This window comes from [Clostridium] celerecrescens 18A, assembly GCF_002797975.1.
In the GTDB taxonomy this organism is placed as follows: Bacteria; Bacillota; Clostridia; order Lachnospirales; family Lachnospiraceae; genus Lacrimispora; species Lacrimispora celerecrescens.
In genome coordinates this window covers 2783919-2801452 of the sequence record NZ_PGET01000001.1, presented here as the reverse complement: position 1 = coordinate 2801452, position 17534 = coordinate 2783919, and the positions used below count along the sequence as shown (strand labels likewise).

The following is a 17534-nucleotide window of genomic DNA, read 5'->3' as shown; positions in this document are numbered from 1 at the left end:
CCTGCAGCATCCAGATAAAATAAAAGGAGAATTGCCGGATACCGTGCAAACATAAATAAATGAATTTGGCACATATTACAATTAATAAAATCATGGAAATGTTCCTTATCATGGTGATCGGAGCAGTCACATTTAAAACAGGAATTGCCGACAACGGAACAAGTAAACGGATGTCTTCCATCCTGCTTAATGTGATTACCCCCTGCATGATCATTGTTTCCTATCAGATGGAGTTTGACGGAGATCTGTTAATTGGACTGATACTTACCTTGGGATTATCCGTTGCCAGCATTTTTTTATCGATCCTTCTTTCCAGACTTCTAATCCGTTCCAAAGAAAACCCGGATATGGCAGTGGAAAAATTTTCTATGATCTATTCCAACTGTGGTTTTATCGGCATTCCCATTATCAATGGATTGCTGGGAGCAAAAGGCGTATTCTTTATGACCGCTTATATTACCGCATTTAATATCATGATCTGGTCCCATGGAATCCTGCTGATGAAGGGAAAAACCGGAAGTTTGATGACTACCTTAAAAAGTTTTATCAATTCTTCTACCGTGGCAATTGTAATAGGGATTCTTTTTTTTGTAACAGGGCTTCATCTGCCGGAAGTAGTGGGAAATCCCTTATCAATGATCGGAGCCATGAACACGCCGGTTGCAATGTTGATCTCCGGTATGAATCTGGCGGAAAGCGGGCTGCTTTCCTGTTTAAAAAGTCCCAGGACTTATGTGATCAGCGCAGCAAAGCTTCTTGCAATTCCTCTCATTACCTTGGTGCTGCTCATGGCAGTCAGGGTGGATTCTGCCATTGCTGTCACGATTTTAGTAGCCTCAGCCTGTCCCAGCGGAGCCACGGGGACCATGTTTGCTTTGCAGTATAACAAAAACAGCCAGTATGCCTCAAAATTACTGGCTGTTACCACGGTTTTATCATTGGTTACCATACCTGCTGTCATGCTGGTTGGAGGCATGGTTTTCTGAATGAACGCATAACGGATAAAAAGGGAAACGCCCTGCAGATAGTTCAAAGCCTGCAGGGTGTTTTTGTATCATACCCATTTGAAACAAACAAAAATTTACCGTAACATTATGCCGCTTTTCATTTACCATTGATGCCATTTAAGTGTTAAAGTAAATATAACCTAAAGAAAGCGAGGAGGAAGTGTATGAAGATTTTAGCCATTACGGCATGTACGGCGGGAATCGCCCATACGTACATTGCCAAGGAAAAGCTGGAAAATGCAGCAAGGGAACTGGGAGACTATATCAAGGTAGAGACTCAGGGCTCCATTGGCGTGGAAGATGAGCTTACCCCAGACGATATCCGGGAAGCGGATGTGATTTTGATTTCTGCGGATATCCGGGTAAACAAAGACCGTTTTGCAGGAAAACCGGTCGTGGAGATTCCAATCAGTATGGTAATGAAATCTCCCAAAGGGGTAATATCAAAGATTCACGAAAAAATGGGGAAGTAGCTGAAACGCAGAAAAGAAAAGAATATGGAGAAAGAGGGGAATACAATGGCAAGGCAAAAACTTGATATTAAGAAACATGTTATGACTGGAATTTCTTATATGATCCCTATTGTTGTATGCGGGGGAATCCTCTGTGCACTGGCAAAGGGGTTTGGCGGATATGACATCGGCAATGCCGTAGAGGCAGGGGCAACACCGTTTACAAATTTAAATCCCTTTTCCTGGTTAGGCTTTTGGTGGGGAGTAAATAAGTTGGGTTCCGTAGCAATGGATTTTGCGGTAGCTGTGATGACGGCCGGTGTGGCCTATTCGATAGCGGGGCGGCCTGGAATCGTACCTGGTATTGTAATCGGCTACTGTTCGTCCCAATCCAAGGCAGGGTTCCTGGGGGGACTGCTCATGGCCTTTATCATCGGTTACTTTGTAAACTGGATGAAGACCTGGAAGCTACCAAAATGGTGCGTAGGGCTGATGCCGGTTATGTTCATACCGGTGATATCGACCGTGGTATGCGGCATGATTTTCCTCTGCGTGTTCTCAATTCCACTTTCCTTTATAATGAATGTATTCCAGCAGTGGATCATCTCCTTAAACGGAGGAGCAAAGGCTGTGATCGGCGGGGTAATCGGTGCCTGTATGGGATTTGATATGGGCGGCCCCATTAACAAGACCGCTTCCATGGCTGCTAACGCTCTGGGAACAGATGGGATTAACGGACCTATGGCTGCCAAGATCATCGGAGGTATGACCCCTCCTATCGGAATATTTATTGCAACCTTATTAAGGAAAAACAGATTCTCAAAAGTGGAACTGGAAACTGCTAAAACGGCGCTTCCCATGGGCCTTTGCTTTATTACGGAAGGTGTTCTTCCCTTTGCGGCAGCAGATCCTGCAAGAGTAATCCCAAGCAGCATGATCGGTTCTGCTGTGGCCGGTGCCATTGCAGTAGGCATGGGCTGTGAGTCAGTAGCGGGTCATGGAGGTATTTTCGTAGTTCCCATGATGAAGAATCCCATGTGGTTTTTGATTGCCCTGGTTATCGGGTCTTTGGTGACGGGAGTAATCTATGCAGTTCTTAAGCGACCTTTGGACGAACAGGTGGAAAAGGAAGAGGAAGAACTTGACTTTGATCTGGATATTAATATCCAGTAAGACTGAGGATAATATGGAAAGGAAGAGGAAAGCATGTTAGTATCAATGAAAGCCATCCTTGATGATGCAAATAAAAATTACTACGGTGTTATGGCGATGAACAGCATTAACATAGAGATGGCCAGGGCGGGAATTATGGCAGCGGAAGAGGAGCATTCTCCCATTATCATGCAGTTTGGACCTGGGCAGATGAAAAATCATGCCCATGCGGAAGAAATGCTTCCGGTGATAAAGGAGCTGGCGGCAAGGGTCCATGTACCGGTTGCCTTAAACCTTGACCATGGTTCTGATTTTTACACCATTGCGGACTGCATCAACCGTGGATTTACCAATGTTATGTACGATGGTTCCTCCCTGCCTTATGAGGAGAATGTTAAGCGCACGGCAATCATCACTGCTCTTGCTCATGGCATGGGCTGTTCCGTAGAAGGAGAGCTGGGACATGTGGGCCAGGCGGACCATGAGGACGATGCGGATACGGATTTGTATACCGATCCTGACCTTGCAATGGATTTTGTGGAAAAGACAGGCATCGATGCTCTGGCTGTGGCAATTGGCACAGCTCATGGGGCTTATCCCAAGGGAAAGATACCGAAGCTGGATTTTGAACGGCTTCATCTGTTAAAAGAGACGTTAAACATGCCATTGGTACTTCACGGAGGCTCCGGTTCCGGAGAAGAAAATTTAAGAAAGGCAGTAGCCGGAGGCATTAATAAGATCAATGTATGCACCGATGCCTTTGAAGCAGGAAAGAAGGCCATGCTTAAGGAGATCGGGCAGAATCCGGAGATCGATTATATGCATCTTTGCATGGCGGCGGAAGCAGGGATCAAACAGTTTGTAAAGGATTATATGAAGGTGATCGGTTCCAGCGGAAGATATATATATGGAGCAGCAAAACAGGCAGGAAATGAGTAATTCCTAAAGGATAGGGGTGTTTACTTGAAGGAAGATAAGATCGCATTATATAACAATAAAATATTGCAGTGCCTGATAGGCGGAGAAACTTACACCATACTGCAGCTTGCCGATAATGTGGGATTATCTGAAAAAACGGTGAGGACCCGTATGAAGCAGCTTGATGAATGGCTGGAGGCGGAAGGGCTTGGGAAAATAGAAAAAAGGCAGGGAACCGGGATATGGCTGGAACTTGACGGCAGGCAGAGGAAGATCCTGGAAAGCCGCCTGGAGCAGGGAGAAGACCCTGCCGGGGATTTGGATAACCGGAATATACAGCTTATGGGCAAGCTTCTCAAAATGAAGCCTGGAGAAGTCGTGACTCTTCAGCAGCTGGCAGACAGCCTCTATTTAAGCCCTCCTACCGTCAGCAATCTGCTGAAAGATATAAGGTCATGGTTTGAGGAACGGAATATAAAAATAACGGCCGTACGGAATAAGGGTATATGTCTGACCGGAAAGGAGTATAGCTTCCGGATTGCAATCAAGGACTATATGCTGGATTTGCTGCCGGAAATCATGGAGGCGCTCTTTGGAACTTATGCACCGGGAGTGGATGCGGCCCGCATTCGGCGTATGATCGTGGAAGCGGAAAACGCATGGCGAATCGAGCTGGCCGACCATTCCTTTAAAATGGTATGGATCATGACCTGCCTCTCCGTTTCCCGAAAAGGTCTTGACGATGGACTTCTCTCCAGCAATATGCAGGAAGAAAATATCCAGCGTTACAATGAATATTCCTTTGCTGAATCCATTTACCAGAGGATCGGAAGAGAATATCAGGTTGATTTAACAGAGGATGATACCGTTCTTCTGGCGGTGCTGCTGCTTTCGGCTAAAAAACTGAAAACTTTTACCGATGTCAGTGACGAAGATTATGCCATGCAGTATGATAAGAATCTGGAGCACTTTGTAAAACTGGTGATCGAAACCATTGGTGACCTGCTGGAAGCAGACCTTTCCGGGGACCAGATGCTGTATGAAGGCCTGTTGATCCATATGAGGTCGGCCATATTCCGGATGAAGTATTCCACGGTTGCGGGAGACAGCATAAGCAAGTATGTTAAGAACGAATACAAGCAGACCTTTCTGGCTGCCTGGTCAACCAGCAGCTTGTTTGAGGAGTATTACGATGTACAGGTGACAGAGGATGAACTGGCAGGAATTGCACTTTATATCCAGGCTGCCATAATCCGCAGAAAAAAGGGGAGACCCCTGACCGCTCTGCTGGTGAGCCAGAGGGGCATGGCTGCCTGCCAGCTTTCCATTGAGATGATTAAATACAGCATTCCGGAGATCACGGACGTACAGGCGGTCAGCCGCCATGATTTTAAATTGTCTCTTCATCCGGAAACGGATATCATTATCAATGGATCCGGCCTGGTTTTGGATGATTCCAGGGTGGTTACCGTGGAAGACCGCATAAGCGAAACGGAAATTGAGATCATACGGCGCAAGGCCGCCCAGGTTTCCAGGCTAAGGAATAAACCGGATTTCCAGTTTAACAGCTTATGCCACCAGTTGTTTGAGGTCGATTTAATCCTGGTAAGGCCCGAGGTCAGGGATAAGGACCAGCTGATCACCATGATGGTGAAGAGGCTGGAAGAAAAAGGAGATGTGACTCAGAATTATCTGGAAAGTGTCTTTGACAGGGAAAGGGCTACAACGACTAGTATTGGCAGAGGCATCGCCATTCCCCATGGAAACATAGCAGAGGTGAATGAAGCCCGCATCGTGGTGGCTATATTAGATAAACCGGTCAAATGGCATGAGGATATGGTTGATACCATATTCCTTCTTGCAACAAAAATGACGTCAAAATTTGAGATAAAAAGGACAAAGCAGTTTTATAAAGATTTTCTGCTGCTTACAGAGAATGACGACAACATGGAGGCAATGAAACGGCTGGAGTCATCTCTGGAAGTCTATCAGTATTTTATCAAGTAAGGGGAGAAACAAGATGGCAGTAAAAGAGATTCTGGATAAGAGAGTCATTGATTTAAAGATGAAAGCAGGTAATAAGGATGAGGTGATCCGCCATCTGGCAGGCCTCTTAAAGAAGGCGGGATACGTGGAGGATCTGGAAGGCTACATTAAGGATGTATATTTAAGGGAAGAGGAAGGAATCACAGGGATCGGAGGACATGTGGCCATTCCCCACGGTAAATCCGATTTTGTGGATAAGGTAGGGATTGCAGTGGGCAGAACGGAGCAGATGGTGGAATGGGAGTCTTACGACGAGGAGCCTGCGGATCTTTTCTTCCTGTTTGCAGTGCCCTCCGACAGCGAAGGAGCCAAAGACCATCTTCGCCTGATTGCGGAACTGGCGGGTAAGCTTGGTAATGAGACCATCATGGGAAAACTGCAGGCTGCGTCTACTTATGAAGATTTATTGGACGCATTTTCATAAAGGTAAAACATGGAGGTTTGGTTATGGAAATGAGAGAGATAGGAAAATCAGGAATCAGGGCCAATGCCCTTGCCCTGGGCTGCTGGGCAATCGGAGGTGGAGAATGGTGGGGGACCAATGACGATGAAATGTCGGTGAAAACCATCTTAAGAGGACTGGATCTGGGGATCCACTGGATTGATACTGCCAGGGTTTACGGCTTTGGACACAGTGAGGAAGTCATTGGGCAGGCGTTAAAACAGACGGACCGCAGCCGTGTCATCCTTTCTACCAAATGCGGACTCCAATGGTATGACCATGGTGGAGAGGTGCATTTTACAAAAGAAGGCAATACCGTGAGCAGGGATCTATCCCCCAAAGCCATACGGAGGGATTTGGAACTGAGCTTAAAAGCCCTGGGAACGGATTATATTGATGTATATTACACGCACTGGCAATGCAAAACCTATGGGAAGGTACCTGTGGCAGAGACCATGGGAGAACTTTTGAGAATGAAGGAAGAGGGAAAGATCCGGGCCATCGGTGCTTCCAACGTAGATTTGAAGGTACTTAAGGACTATGTTGCTGCAGGGGAGCTGGATGTGATCCAGGAAAAATTAAGCATCCTGGACAGGAAAGCGGAAACAGACCTCCTGCCTTTCTGCGAAGCGAATGGGATCACCCTTCAGACCTATTCCCCCATTGAACAGGGACTTCTCGCCGGGAAAGCCCCGGATGATTATGTACCAGGAAAGGGGGAAGTCCGGGAAGGAAAAACCTGGTGGAAGCAGGAGAATATCAGGACAGCAAATGAGATGCTGGCAGGCTGGAAGGACTTAACGGATAAGTACAGGTGCAGCCTTGCGAATCTGTGCATCAAGTGGAATTCCATGGTTTCCCCTAAGATCAACGTGCTTTGCGGAGCCAGGAAGCTGTCCCAGATCGAGGATACCGCAAAATCCATGGACATTCCCATGTCTAAAGAAGATTATTTAAGGATGAGAAGAGATGCGGACAGGGCCATTGGAAAACAGGTTTAGAAAAATAAACAGACGGAGAGGAATGGAAACAAATGAAAATTGCATTATTAAATGAATTCAGTCAGTCGCCAAAGAACGGGATTATATTAAAGGAGTTAAAAGCAGTCGCAGAACCAATGGGGAATCAGGTATATAATGCAGCTATGGAAAAACCCCTCTCAGACCAGGACGTGCCTGAGGCATACACCAAGGAAAATCCCAGGCTTACGTATTTGCATTTAGGCATCCAGGCGGCCCTTCTTTTAAACTCAGGAGCGGTTGATTTTGTAGTCACCGGATGCGGCACAGGACAGGGGGCATTGATGTCCTTAAATATGTATCCGGGAGTTGTATGCGGCTACTGCATAGAGCCAACGGATGCCTATCTGTTTTTGCAGATCAATAACGGAAATGCCCTGTCCCTTCCTTTTGCCAAGGGCTTTGGCTGGGGAGCGGAGCTTAACTTAAATAATATTTTCACCAGGGCATTTGGTTCCCCAAAGGGAATGGGATACCCGGAAGCCAGGAAAGAGGCGCAAAACAGGAATGCCAATCTTCTTTTTGAAGTGAAAAAACAGGTGGCAAAACCACTTCTGGAGGCTCTTAAATCCCTGGATCCCCAGATGGTAAAGGAATGCATGATTCCAAGATTCCTGGATTGCTTTTATGAGGGATGCAAGGATGAAGAAATCAAGGCTTTTGTGGATAAGATGGCCGCGGAAGCAAATGGAAATTAATCATATGATTTTCCCCCATATGATGTAATTCCTGCAGAAAAAATACAAGGTGTCTTTTACAGGAAACATGTACCTAAACGGTTTGTTATGTTACTGGATTGGCTGCCTCTGTTTTCTTCCCCTCTTTTTTGTATTATAATTTTTATATAAAAAGGAGGGCTTTATATGAACAAGAAAATTAAAATTGTAACCATTGGAGGCGGTTCCAGTTACACTCCTGAATTAATGGAAGGGTTTATAAAGAGAAAAGACGATCTTCCCATAAAAGAAATCTGGCTGGTTGATATTGAAGCAGGAAAAGAAAAGCTTGAGATTGTCGGAAATTTGGCAAAGCGTATGGTGAAGGCAGCGGGGCTTGACTGGGAGATTCACCTGACATTAGACCGTCGGGAAGCTCTTAAGGATGCTGATTTTGTCACGACTCAGTTTCGTGTAGGCTTGTTGGATGCACGTATTAAAGATGAAAGAATCCCATTATCCCACGGAATTCTGGGCCAGGAAACCAATGGCGCCGGAGGCATGTTCAAAGCGTTCCGTACCATTCCGGTTATTTTAGATATTGTAGAGGACATGAAAGAGTTGTGTCCCGATGCATGGCTTGTTAATTTTACAAATCCATCCGGCATGGTTACAGAAGCTGTTATGCGGTATGGCAGCTGGAATAAGGTGGTAGGTCTATGTAATGTTCCCATTCTTTGCAGAAAGATCGCAGCAGGAGCTTTAAAAGAGAACGAGGAGGATCTGTTCTTTCGTTTTGGAGGCCTGAATCATTTTCACTGGCATAGGGTATGGGACAAAGCCGGCGGGGAAAGGACCAATGAGGTTCTTGAAACGGCTTATACCAGTGTTGAGAATATGAAAAATGCGCTGAAAAGCTTTACAAGCGCAAATTCGGGAGTGCAAAATATCCCCAATATCTCGTTTTTACAGGAACAGATTTTAAATCTTGGAATTATTCCCTGTATGTACCACAGGTATTATTATATTACCGACGATATGCTGAAGGAAGAATTGGACGCCTTTGCAAAGGGTGAGACCCGCGCCGAACTGGTAAAACGTACGGAGGCCGAATTGTTTGAACTATATAAGGATCCGAATCTGAGCATTAAACCGCCTCAGTTAGAAAAGAGGGGCGGAGCGTTCTATTCTGATGCTGCCTGCGAATTAATTAATTCCATCTTTAATGATAAGCGTACCCATATGGTAGTCAGCACAAGAAATAATGGAGCTATTTCAGATCTGCCCGATGACGTGGTAGTGGAAGTAAGCAGCATCATAACATCAGGCGGCCCGGTTCCGATCTCCTGGGGTTCCTTTGAACCTTCCTGCAGAGGACTGCTGCAGTTAATGAAAGACATGGAGTTAACTACCATTAAAGCAGCCGTAACCGGTGACTACGGAACTGCCCAGCAGGCATTTACCATAAATCCTCTGGTTCCAAGCGGCAAAATTGCTAAGACGGTATTAGATGAATTATTAGTCGCTCATAAGGAGCATTTACCTCAGTTCAAAGAAACGATTGATCGTTTGGAAGCCAGGAACAGTTAAGTTTTCCATAATTTTTATTACTTCCTGCTGTGTAAGGAGTCATTGCATGCTAAATTAGCTGCAATGACTTCTTTTGGTGGTTAAAGATATCCTGTTCATTGAAAATACAACCCTTTTATGATAATATAAAAAAGACAACTTACAGCAGTCATTGGAATATCAGATTTTAACCGGATCAAGTAAGGGCGCGGATTGCGAATATCTGCTTGACTTAATAAATATAAAAGGCGGTAGCGTAATATGATGATGTTTTCCAATCAGGTACTGAACCAGTTTAGCGAACTTGATTATGAGGTTTATAATTTCATATTGAAAAACAGTGAGAAGATTCCATATATGACCATTCGGGAATTTGCCAACGAAGCCCATGTTTCCACCACGACCATTACCCGGTTCTGCAGGAAAGTAAACTGCAATGGATTTTCCGAGTTTAAGATCAGATATAAGATGGAGAAGGAGAGTACAAAGACAATTCGGCAGGGATTTGATTCCAGCTCTATTTTAGATTTTTTCCAAAGGATCGAGACGGAATCTTTTCATGAACAGCTTAAGTCTATCGCCAATATTATCGCAGAAAAGAAGCAGATCATTTTTCTTGGAATAGGCAATTCAGGAATTATTGCAGAGTATGCCAGCCGGTATTTCTGCAATATCGGAATATTTGCCACGGGGATAAATAATCCCATGTTTCCTATTAATCTGGAGTTTCCTAAGGAAAGCATTATTATCATTCTTTCCGTGGAGGGGGAAACGGACATACTCATTGAAAATTCAGAGATCATTAAGCAGTGCAACAGTACGGTAGTATCGATTACCAACAGTAAAAACAGTACATTGGCCAAAATTTCTGATTACAACATCTCTTATTATATCCAGAGGGAACGGACGGTCTATAAGAAGATGAAGGTGGATATAACCTCCCAGCTGCCGGCAGTATATATCGTGGAAGCTTTGGCTAAGCTGGCGGTGCAGAAGAAACAGGGGTAGGTAGTTTGCTGAATATGCATTGGGGTGCAGGGTGATAACATGAAAACATTTGATTATACGGTAAAGGGGCAATCTGGTATTCATGCCAGGCCGGCGGTAAAGCTTGCAATGGAGAGCCAAAAATATAAAAGTAAGATTATGATTTTTCTTGATGGAAAAATTGCCGATGCTTCTGATGTGATGGCAATTATGGAGATGAATATTAAATTCGGTGATATCATAAAGGTGGAGATGACCGGCGCAGACGAAGAACTGGCATATAAAAATCTGAGGAATTTTTTATTAAATAACCTGCCTAATTAAGTCAGAAAAATAAGGGAAAGACACAGCATTTGATTACAAGAAAGATACCGGGAACTTTCCATGCACGCACAGTGGAATCCCTAATGAAGGAGATGGCGAATACAGCATCGCCTGTAAAATTAGATAGTACGCCATGGAAATAACAGGTAATTTAAACGGACGTTAAGAACCATGGAGCAACCTTATCCAGATCAGGTTGCTCCATGGTTTTTCTGTTTGGATACCTTTATGAAATGATTTTTCCGTGCACCTATTATACAATTCCTGTATCGAATTTTAACGAAAAAATAATTGACACGTCGTTTAAACGGATGTAGAATGATAAACATTGAAAATTATTAACATTGTTAAGTGAAAAAAATAGGGGGTTTTATCGTGAAGGATGGACAGGAAGATTACATAAAGAAATTTAAAACAGAATTGGCTGTGATGATGGGAAGAAAGCAAAGCCTCCATAGAAACTGTATTCCGGAAGGCGTCACACGCAGCGAATTCTTTGCACTTCATCAAATATGGACCGGTATGAATGAACATCCGGAAAAGAAGGGGATTCATGTATCTGATTTGGCCAAGAGGATGAATATTGCATTATCGGCAACATCCCGGATGCTGAATTCACTGGAGGAAAGGGGCTTGATATACAGGGAAATAGATTCCAAAAGCCGCAGGAACATCTGTGTTTCCTTAACGGAAGATGGAGAAAAACTATGGAAGAAGTGTTCGGGAGGTATGAGTGACCTCCTGGAGCGGGTAATTATTGGTATGGGGGAAGAGGACGCCTGTAAATTAATTGAATTATGGAAAAAGTTTACAGAACTAATGGAGAAAGAAGTGGATTTAATGATGAAAGAAAAAGATATGTGAGGAATTAGGTAGATTGCAGAGGTTAAAGACAGATTTAGAAAAAATAGACAGATCTACAAAATGTTTGAAAAAAAGTATTAGAGATGAAAGGAAAGGAGGGAATAAATATGAAAATATTTTTTCGGTATTTTAAGCCATATGTTTTATTTTTAGCAGTGTCTGTAGCACTGTTATATAGTCAGGCGACTTGTGACTTATCGCTTCCTGATTTCATGTCTGATATTGTAAATAAAGGAATAACAACGGGCAACACCTCTTACATTCTGAAAGTGGGATTTCAAATGTTAGGCATTGCCCTTATTAGTGCCTGCTGTACGATTTTAGTGGGTTTCATCGCCGCCAGAATAGCGGCTGGTGTCAGCCGGGATATGCGCCAGGACATTTTCACGAAGATAGAGAGCTTTTCCAATACAGAGCTGGAGAAGTACTCCACCTCTTCCCTGATCACAAGAACAACAAACGATATCACCCAGATCCAGCAGTTGATCGTTATGGTGATCCGGATTGTATTTTACGCTCCGATCATGGGAGTTGGAGGCGTGATCCATGCACTGGACAAGAATAAGTCAATGTCATGGATTATTGCACTTTCCGTGGCGTTATTGTTAGTAGTGGTTTTCAGTATGCTTGCAGTTGTTATGCCAAGTTTTCAATTTGTTCAGAAGCTCATTGACCGATTAAACCTGGTAGTAAGAGAAAGCCTGGAAGGAACGCTGGTAATCAGGGCATTTAACACCCAGCGATTTGAAGAAAAACGGTTTGAGAAGGTGAATGCAAGGCTGACTGAGACAAATTTGTTTGTCAATAGAGTTACCTCTGGTATGATGCCGGCCATGATGCTGATTATGAATCTGACCAATCTTCTGATCATATGGGTAGGGTCAAAGGCAGTATCCTCCTTCCGTATGGAGGTGGGAGATATGATGGCCTATATGCAGTACGTTATGCAGATCATCATGGCATTCTTGATGATGACCATGATGTTCATTATGATACCAAGAGCGATCGTTTCCATCAGGCGTGTTGTTGAAGTGCTCCGGACGGAGCCCTCCATAGCAGATCCTAAGGATGCAGCTGAAATTCCAAAGGCTCCCAAGGGGGTTGTGGATTACCGGGATGTTTCGTTCCGGTATCCGGATGCAGATGAGGATGTGTTACATAACATTACGTTTACGGCGATGCCGGGACGTACCACGGCATTTATCGGGGCTACGGGAAGCGGAAAAAGCACTCTGGTGAACTTACTTCCCAGATTTTACGATGTGACGTCAGGGGAAATCCTGATTGATGGAATAAATATCAAGGATTGGCCCATTCATGAATTACGGGAAACAATCGGATTTGTTCCCCAAAAAGGGATCTTATTTTCAGGGACAATTGAAAGCAACCTGATGTATGGAGACCGGAAGGCCACCAGGGAACAGATAGAAGAGGCGGCGGATACAGCTCAGGCAACAGAATTTATCCATTCCAAGTCGGAGGGCTTAGAGTCAACCATTGCCCAGGGAGGAGGAAATGTATCAGGCGGACAAAAGCAGCGTCTTTCCATTGCCCGTGCCCTTGTAAAAAGAGCGCCTGTTAATGTGTTTGATGACAGCTTTTCCGCTCTGGATTTTAAAACAGATGCAAAGCTTCGGGCGGCACTTCGTGAAAAAACCGGTGACAGCACGATCTTCCTGGTGGCACAGCGCATCAGCACGATCATGAATGCAGACCAGATCATTGTTTTGGAGCATGGCAGGGTTGCCGGAAAAGGAACTCACCGGGAATTGATGAAAACCTGTGAGGTTTACCGGGAGATTGCATTGTCACAGCTTAGCGAGGAGGAATTGAAATGACAGAGAAAAAACCATCCAGTTCCCCCATGGGTCCAGGAGGCGGTATGCATGGCAAACCAGAGAGTGCAAAGGACTTTAAAGGAACCATGCTGCACCTGGTCGATTATCTGAAACCATATAAAACCTCCGTATATGTTGTGATTCTGTTTGCCAGCTGTTCCTCCGTATTTTCCATTGCAGGACCAAAGATTTTAGGAAAGGCTACGACAAAGCTGTTTGAAGGCCTGATTGCCTGGGCAATGGGGACCGGATTATTGACGGATTTCCGGTATATCCGAAACCGTCTGCTGCTTTTGGTGGTGCTTTATCTGGTATCAGCTGCATTTTCTTACTTGCAGAGCTATATCATGTCCGGCATCAGCATGAAGGTCACTTATGAGCTCAGGAAAAATATTTCTGAGAAAATGAACCGCCTACCCCTTAATTATTATGATACAAGAACTCATGGTGAGATTTTGTCAAGGATCACCAATGATGTGGATACGGTGAGCCAGACATTGAATCAGAGTTTGACCCAGATCATCACCTCAGTGACCACACTGGTGGGGATCGTGATCATGATGATATCCATCAGCATCCGGATGACCCTGGTGGCTGTTTTGGTCTTATTCGTTTCCATGGGCCTGATTATGGGTGTGGTTAAGAAATCCCAGAAATATTTCCAGAAGCAGCAGGAGAGCCTTGGATACTTAAACGGCCATATTGAAGAAATCTACAGCGGCCATAATGTGGTTCAGATATTTAACGGAGAGCAGGAAGCAATAGAAAAATTCCGGACCATTAACAACAAATTATATGGGTCAGCCTGGAAATCCCAGTTTTTATCAGGCATGATGATGCCCATAATGACCTTTGTCAGCAACTTAGGCTATGTCGGTGTCTGTTTATTAGGCGGTTATTTAACGGTAGAAAAGGTGATCGAGATTGGAGACGTTCAGGCATTTATCCAATACATGAGGTCCTTTATGCAGCCCATTTCCCAGATTGCAAACGTATCCAACACACTGCAATCCACAGCAGCAGCAGCCGAGCGTGTATTTGAGTTTTTAGATGAGCAGGATGAGGTGCCGGAAAACGAGGCGCCGATCCAGCTGCAGGAGATCCAGGGAAATGTGGAATTTAAAAATGTTTGTTTTGGCTATTCGCCCAATACAATGATTATCCACGATTTCTCTTCCGCCATAGAAGCCGGCCAGATGGTTGCCATCGTAGGTCCCACAGGAGCGGGTAAAACAACAGTAGTGAAATTGCTGATGAGATTTTATGAATTAAATTCCGGTCATATTTTGATCGACGGTCATGACACCTTGGATTTTACAAGAGGGGATTTACGTTCCATGTTCGGTATGGTGCTCCAGGAAACATGGCTGTACAATGCAACCGTTATGGATAATATCCGGTATGGAAATTTTGATAAGACAGATGAAGAGGTCATAGAGGCGGCAAAAGCGGCTCACTGTGACGAATTCATCCGGTCATTGCCGGGAGGCTATCACATGGTGATCAACGAGGAATCCAGCAACCTGTCCCAGGGTCAAAAGCAGCTTTTGACGATTGCCAGGACGATTTTAGCGGATCCAAAGATCTTGATACTGGATGAAGCAACCAGTTCCATAGATACAAGAACAGAAGTCTTGATCCAAAAGGCCATGGGCAAACTGATGCATGGCAGAACCAGCTTTGTAATCGCCCACCGCCTTTCCACCATTCGGGATGCAGACTTAATTCTGGTAATGAAGGATGGCGATATCATAGAACAGGGTAATCATGAATCGTTGTTGGAAAAGAAAGGATTTTATGCAGATCTGTACCACAGTCAGTTTGCAGATCAATAATAGAATGGAGAGTAAAAATATGCAGGAAAATAAACATATTAATATTGAGGATCAGGAAATAAAGACAGGAACAGGAAAACTAAAAAAGATCATAGCTCCCCTGCTGATCATACTGGTGCTTGCCGGATGCGGGGTCGGATATTATATCTATGATTCCAGTGTCTCTTACTTTAAAACCGATAATGCAAAAGTAACGGCAAAGCTGTATTCCATAAAAGCGGTAGCAAGTGGAAAGCTTTTATCTTGGGATGTGGAAAATGGGGACCTGGTAGAGCAGGATCAGGTGATGGGACGGCAGGAGGTCCTTCCTTACATTAGTTCCCCCATTACAGGAACTGTAGTAAAAAATGACGGAGCCGTGAATCAGACGGTGGCCCTGGGTTCAGAACTGGCGCAGGTAGCCGATACCTCGAATCTTTACATAGGGGTAAATGTAGAAGAAACAGATATTATGAAGGTCCACTTAGGTCAGCGGGTGGATGTGAAAATCGATGCATATCCCGGAAAAACCTTTAAGGGACAGGTGACGGAGATCGACCCTGCCACGCAAACCTATTTTTCCGGTAATATGAGCTTTAATACCAGCGGGGAATATACAAAAGTGACGCAGCTGATACCAATTAAGGTGACGATTGAAAACGAAGAAGATCTTCCCCTTGTTTTTGGGATGAATGCATCTGTTAAAATACATCTGAAATGAAAAGGGCTTACAGGAGGTCGGAAAAGATGAGAAAATTGATCACAGGTTTTATGGCAACGGCAATGCTGGTGGGCCTTCTTACCGGATGTGCGGGAGAGAGTAAACAGACTGAGGTAACAGTAGCGGTAGCGAAATCAGGTAAAGATTTGTCCTCCATGGTCTGGCAGGGAACCGTGGAAGCGCTCAGCAGTGTTGATGTAATGCCAAACAGCAACGGAAAAATTTTAGAGATCCCGGTAAAGCAAGGGGATCATATAAATGCAGGAGACGTTTTGTTCCAGGTAGATAATCAGGATGCAGGGCTTCAGCTGGAACAGGCAAAGGCAGGCTATCAGGCAGCAGAAGCCGCTTTTAAAAATGCAGAGAAGGCAAGCCAGCAAAATACAAGCGTAAGGCCGGCGGAAATTGCCTTTCAAACAGCCAGAGATAATTTTAGCCGGATGGAAGCCTTGTATTCCGGCGGAGCTATTTCCCAGGCAGAATATGAAGGTGCCAAGGCCCAGATGGATTCGGCATCCGTACAGCTTCAGGCGGCAAGAAATGGGCAGACAGGCAATTATGAGGTCACAAAGGCCCAGATGGACAGCGCCAGGGCTTCGCTGGATATCGTGCAGAAAAAATACGATGACTGCATGGTTACATCACCTATATCCGGTATGATAACAGATGTTTTTGTGGAAGTTGGTCAAATGGTTTCCCCGCAGGTTAAGGCCATGGCGGTTATTGATGACAGCGGCAAGAAGGTGAAGATCCAGGTGGCCGATATGGACATTGACCAGCTGAAAACAGGAATGCCCATGAATGTCAGCCTTCAGTCTTTGGGTGAGAGCTGCCAGGGAACTATCTCCGAGATTTCCGCAGTCAGCAATGCTTCCACAGGGATGTTTACGGTGACCGTACAGTTGGAAGAGGCAAGCAAGGTCAGCTATATTGGCATGACGGCGGATCTAAGGGTATCCGATAATAAGGAAAACACTTCTGTATACATTCCGGCGAAGTGCATCCAGTCTGATGATTCCGGGTCTTTCGTTTATAAGGTTTCAAGTGGAACCGTGGTAAAGACGGCGGTCACAGAGGGAAAGAAAAAGAACGCTTATTATGAGGTATCCCAGGGATTGTCCGAGGGGGATGAAGTGGTAATGCAGAGCAGCAGTCCCCTGGAAGACGGCAAGAAGGTTCATGTGCTGACTGTAAAGTAAGCTTGAATCAGGTAAGAATATAAGAAAAACACCGCCTTGTATATGTCTGGCCAGTTAAGCAGACATGTATAAGGCGGTGCCAGTTTACAGACAAATATATTATAAATCCTCAATGGCTTCCTTCTCAAGATTTAACATTTCATGACATTTAGAACAGGGAAAGTTATTGGCGATGCAGATATCAACATTACAAGTGGTCGTTTTATTTATGTATGATGCACCCCACTCCATAATCTGAGTCATTATGGGAATAAAGCTTTCTCCAATGCTCGTTATGGAATACTCTACTTTTGGTGGCACTTCTTTATATACTTCTCTATGAATGAGATTATCCCGTTCCAATTCTTTCAGCTGTTGTACCAGGACCCCGCGGGACACATCGGGGATAAGCCTTTGCAGCTCACCAAACCGCCTGGTTTTGCGGCTGACAATCCATAAAATTGTTAATTTCCATTTGCCCATCAATAAATTCTGCGTTACATTTACGGGACACAATTTGTTTGCATCAAATTTATCAGACATCAAA

General features: G+C 44.6%; 17 protein-coding genes. 16 read left to right on the top strand and 1 reads right to left on the bottom strand.

Going from position 1 to position 17534, the window contains the following annotated elements; all coding sequences use genetic code 11:
- Positions 1 to 59 precede the first annotated feature (59 nt).
- The 16 genes from H171_RS12920 (at position 60) to H171_RS12845 (ending at position 17008) form a co-directional block, all read left to right on the top strand.
- Positions 60 to 986 (top strand): AEC family transporter, encoded by a 927-nt coding sequence (locus H171_RS12920; RefSeq protein ID WP_100305519.1) that lies wholly within the window; start codon positions 60 to 62, stop codon positions 984 to 986.
- 185 nt (positions 987 to 1171) lie between these two features.
- A complete protein-coding gene (locus tag H171_RS12915) occupies positions 1172 to 1480 on the top strand; it encodes a PTS fructose transporter subunit IIB (protein ID WP_100305518.1) in 309 nt (102 codons plus the stop codon).
- A 45-nt stretch (positions 1481 to 1525) separates the two neighbouring features.
- Positions 1526 to 2632, top strand: coding sequence for a PTS fructose transporter subunit IIC (locus H171_RS12910; RefSeq protein WP_025232017.1), 1107 nt, complete (start codon positions 1526 to 1528; stop codon positions 2630 to 2632).
- A 33-nt stretch (positions 2633 to 2665) separates the two neighbouring features.
- Positions 2666 to 3550, top strand: a complete 885-nt coding sequence (locus H171_RS12905) for a class II fructose-bisphosphate aldolase (RefSeq protein WP_100305517.1) — start codon at positions 2666 to 2668, stop codon at positions 3548 to 3550.
- Between the two features lie 24 nt (positions 3551 to 3574).
- Positions 3575 to 5536, top strand: a complete 1962-nt coding sequence (locus H171_RS12900) for a BglG family transcription antiterminator (RefSeq protein ID WP_100305516.1) — start codon at positions 3575 to 3577, stop codon at positions 5534 to 5536.
- A gap of 13 nt (positions 5537 to 5549) precedes the next feature.
- Entirely contained in the window at positions 5550 to 5999 is a 450-nt protein-coding gene (locus H171_RS12895) for a PTS sugar transporter subunit IIA (protein WP_100305515.1), read from the top strand.
- Positions 6000 to 6022: 23 nt separating this feature from the next.
- Complete coding sequence (locus H171_RS12890; RefSeq protein WP_100305514.1) at positions 6023 to 7018, top strand: aldo/keto reductase; 996 nt, start codon at positions 6023 to 6025, stop codon at positions 7016 to 7018.
- Positions 7019 to 7050: 32 nt separating this feature from the next.
- Positions 7051 to 7734 (top strand): RpiB/LacA/LacB family sugar-phosphate isomerase, encoded by a 684-nt coding sequence (locus H171_RS12885; protein WP_100305513.1) that lies wholly within the window; start codon positions 7051 to 7053, stop codon positions 7732 to 7734.
- A gap of 165 nt (positions 7735 to 7899) precedes the next feature.
- Positions 7900 to 9282, top strand: a complete 1383-nt coding sequence (locus H171_RS12880) for a 6-phospho-beta-glucosidase (RefSeq protein ID WP_100305512.1) — start codon at positions 7900 to 7902, stop codon at positions 9280 to 9282.
- 240 nt (positions 9283 to 9522) lie between these two features.
- Positions 9523 to 10269: a MurR/RpiR family transcriptional regulator gene (locus H171_RS12875; RefSeq protein ID WP_100305511.1), complete on the top strand. Its 747-nt coding sequence runs from the start codon at positions 9523 to 9525 to the stop codon at positions 10267 to 10269.
- A gap of 39 nt (positions 10270 to 10308) precedes the next feature.
- On the top strand, positions 10309 to 10572 hold the full coding sequence (locus H171_RS12870; protein WP_100305510.1) for an HPr family phosphocarrier protein: 264 nt from the start codon (positions 10309 to 10311) through the stop codon (positions 10570 to 10572).
- A 375-nt stretch (positions 10573 to 10947) separates the two neighbouring features.
- Positions 10948 to 11436: a MarR family winged helix-turn-helix transcriptional regulator gene (locus tag H171_RS12865; RefSeq protein ID WP_100305509.1), complete on the top strand. Its 489-nt coding sequence runs from the start codon at positions 10948 to 10950 to the stop codon at positions 11434 to 11436.
- Positions 11437 to 11543: 107 nt separating this feature from the next.
- Positions 11544 to 13274 (top strand): ABC transporter ATP-binding protein, encoded by a 1731-nt coding sequence (locus H171_RS12860; protein WP_100305508.1) that lies wholly within the window; start codon positions 11544 to 11546, stop codon positions 13272 to 13274.
- Positions 13271 to 15109, top strand: coding sequence for an ABC transporter ATP-binding protein (locus H171_RS12855; RefSeq protein ID WP_100305507.1), 1839 nt, complete (start codon positions 13271 to 13273; stop codon positions 15107 to 15109). Before H171_RS12860 ends, H171_RS12855 begins: the two co-directional genes overlap by 4 nt.
- Before the next feature lie 19 nt (positions 15110 to 15128).
- Entirely contained in the window at positions 15129 to 15809 is a 681-nt protein-coding gene (locus H171_RS12850; RefSeq protein ID WP_100305506.1) for an efflux RND transporter periplasmic adaptor subunit, read from the top strand.
- Positions 15810 to 15835: 26 nt separating this feature from the next.
- On the top strand, positions 15836 to 17008 hold the full coding sequence (locus tag H171_RS12845; RefSeq protein ID WP_100305505.1) for an efflux RND transporter periplasmic adaptor subunit: 1173 nt from the start codon (positions 15836 to 15838) through the stop codon (positions 17006 to 17008).
- 99 nt (positions 17009 to 17107) lie between these two features.
- Here H171_RS12845 and H171_RS12840 read toward each other — a convergent pair whose 3' ends face one another.
- Positions 17108 to 17530, bottom strand: coding sequence for a winged helix-turn-helix transcriptional regulator (locus H171_RS12840; protein ID WP_100305504.1), 423 nt, complete (start codon positions 17528 to 17530; stop codon positions 17108 to 17110).
- Positions 17531 to 17534 lie beyond the last annotated feature (4 nt).

What these genes read in the sequence shown, in the direction of transcription:
- H171_RS12920 (WP_100305519.1), top strand. Translation starts at nt 60, where the DNA reads ATGAATTTGGCACATATTACAATTAATAAAATCATGGAAATGTTCCTT.
- H171_RS12915 (WP_100305518.1), top strand. Translation starts at nt 1,172, where the DNA reads ATGAAGATTTTAGCCATTACGGCATGTACGGCGGGAATCGCCCATACG.
- H171_RS12910 (WP_025232017.1), top strand. Translation starts at nt 1,526, where the DNA reads ATGGCAAGGCAAAAACTTGATATTAAGAAACATGTTATGACTGGAATT.
- H171_RS12905 (WP_100305517.1), top strand. Translation starts at nt 2,666, where the DNA reads ATGTTAGTATCAATGAAAGCCATCCTTGATGATGCAAATAAAAATTAC.
- H171_RS12895 (WP_100305515.1), top strand. Translation starts at nt 5,550, where the DNA reads ATGGCAGTAAAAGAGATTCTGGATAAGAGAGTCATTGATTTAAAGATG.
- H171_RS12890 (WP_100305514.1), top strand. Translation starts at nt 6,023, where the DNA reads ATGGAAATGAGAGAGATAGGAAAATCAGGAATCAGGGCCAATGCCCTT.
- H171_RS12885 (WP_100305513.1), top strand. Translation starts at nt 7,051, where the DNA reads ATGAAAATTGCATTATTAAATGAATTCAGTCAGTCGCCAAAGAACGGG.
- H171_RS12880 (WP_100305512.1), top strand. Translation starts at nt 7,900, where the DNA reads ATGAACAAGAAAATTAAAATTGTAACCATTGGAGGCGGTTCCAGTTAC.
- H171_RS12875 (WP_100305511.1), top strand. Translation starts at nt 9,523, where the DNA reads ATGATGATGTTTTCCAATCAGGTACTGAACCAGTTTAGCGAACTTGAT.
- H171_RS12870 (WP_100305510.1), top strand. Translation starts at nt 10,309, where the DNA reads ATGAAAACATTTGATTATACGGTAAAGGGGCAATCTGGTATTCATGCC.
- H171_RS12860 (WP_100305508.1), top strand. Translation starts at nt 11,544, where the DNA reads ATGAAAATATTTTTTCGGTATTTTAAGCCATATGTTTTATTTTTAGCA.
- H171_RS12855 (WP_100305507.1), top strand. Translation starts at nt 13,271, where the DNA reads ATGACAGAGAAAAAACCATCCAGTTCCCCCATGGGTCCAGGAGGCGGT.
- H171_RS12850 (WP_100305506.1), top strand. Translation starts at nt 15,129, where the DNA reads ATGCAGGAAAATAAACATATTAATATTGAGGATCAGGAAATAAAGACA.
- H171_RS12845 (WP_100305505.1), top strand. Translation starts at nt 15,836, where the DNA reads ATGAGAAAATTGATCACAGGTTTTATGGCAACGGCAATGCTGGTGGGC.
- H171_RS12840 (WP_100305504.1), bottom strand. Translation starts at nt 17,530, where the DNA reads ATGTCTGATAAATTTGATGCAAACAAATTGTGTCCCGTAAATGTAACG.